The sequence below is a fragment of the Proteus myxofaciens ATCC 19692 genome, assembly GCF_001654855.1.
Lineage (GTDB): Bacteria > Pseudomonadota > Gammaproteobacteria > Enterobacterales > Enterobacteriaceae > Proteus > Proteus myxofaciens.
This window is the reverse complement of record NZ_LXEN01000181.1, coordinates 1-1,416: the sequence shown is the minus strand read 5'-3', so window position 1 is coordinate 1,416 and position 1,416 is coordinate 1. Positions and strand designations below refer to the sequence as shown.

2 protein-coding genes are annotated in these 1,416 nt (G+C 36.6%); one reads left to right on the top strand and one right to left on the bottom strand.

Translation table 11 applies throughout. From position 1 onward, the window contains the following. A partial coding sequence (locus M983_RS17620) for a hypothetical protein (protein WP_167348700.1) occupies positions 1-626 on the top strand: 626 nt, incomplete at its 5' end. Between the two features lie 80 nt (positions 627-706). Here M983_RS17620 and M983_RS16505 read toward each other — a convergent pair. Next, the coding region (locus M983_RS16505; RefSeq protein WP_074388194.1) for a MutS-related protein at positions 707-1,416 on the bottom strand (710 nt) is incomplete at its 5' end.

Sequence of the window (1,416 nt, the reverse complement as noted above, 5' to 3'; positions counted from 1 at the left end):
AAATAGCGATAAGTGAAGATGAAGGTGAGAGTTGGTCTGTTGTTACGAAAACAGAAGATTTAGTAAAGCAATATTATGCTGAGGATTTTGGGCAGTTTACAACGTTTAACTATGTCGTTTTAGGGGATTCATTACTTATTTGGTATAATAATGATCTCAAAGTAAATACTCTCGAAGTCACGCTCAATCTGATAACTAAAAAAGTGACGAATACGCGCTGGTTACCATTACGAGTACAAGAAGTTGCTCAAAACAAACAAGGTGATATCTATTTTATCTCACTTCATCCATCGCGCGAGCTTTATTCAATTATGCATTATCTCCCTGATGGTAAACTGAAAACAGTATATGAAAGCGGGTATAAATATTTAGGTGAACCCATGTTAAGCGATAGCCAATTGCTCGTTAAACGAGATCGCGGTGATTTTACTAACATCATGATTCTGGATTTAAATACGCAAAAATATACGGTTAAAAGAATTATGGATAAATATGAAGGCGCTCTATTCAATCCAGCATTGTCTGCATTTATTCGCTTTAATGATGCTCTGTACAATGATTATGATGATAGTAGAGAGGCAAAGCCAGGTGACAGCCTAAAATATAGCTATACAGTAGATAAATAGTTAAATAAATAATGGCGCTATTTAATCGATAACGCCATTGTTATTTATAAATCCCATACCTGAACAAGATATACTTAATATTACTTTATCATCTCTTTTAAGTGATAAAGGTGCTCTAAAGCTTGTCGTGGCGTTAATGTATCAGGATTAATTTTATCTAATGCTAATTCAACAGCAGACGGTTCGGCTTCAGCTAATAACATTAATTGTGATGTTTCAACATGGCCTGATCCAGAATGACCTGAAATTGCTTCAAGCTCTTTTAATTTCTGTTTAGCACGACGAATAACATCTTTAGGCACGCCTGCTAATGAAGCGACAGCTAAACCATAACTTTTACTTGCAGCACCTTCTTGAACGCTGTGCATAAAGGCAATGGTATCACCATGCTCAACTGCATCTAAATGAATATTGGCAGTGCCTTCTAATTTTTCAGGTAATGTTGTTAATTCAAAGTAGTGAGTCGCAAACAATGTCATTGCTTTAATGCGATTAGCCAAGTTTTCAGCACATGCCCACGCTAACGAAAGACCATCATAAGTCGATGTTCCTCGACCTATTTCATCCATTAATACAAGGCTGTTTTCAGTCGCATTATGTAATATATTTGCTGTTTCAGTCATTTCTACCATAAAAGTAGAACGACCAGAAGCGAGATCATCAGAAGCACCCACACGCGTGAAAATACGATCAATAGGACCAATTATCGCTTTTTCAGCAGGTACAAAACTCCCCATATACGCGAGTAAAGTAATTAGTGCTGCTTGACGCATATAAGTACTTTTACCCC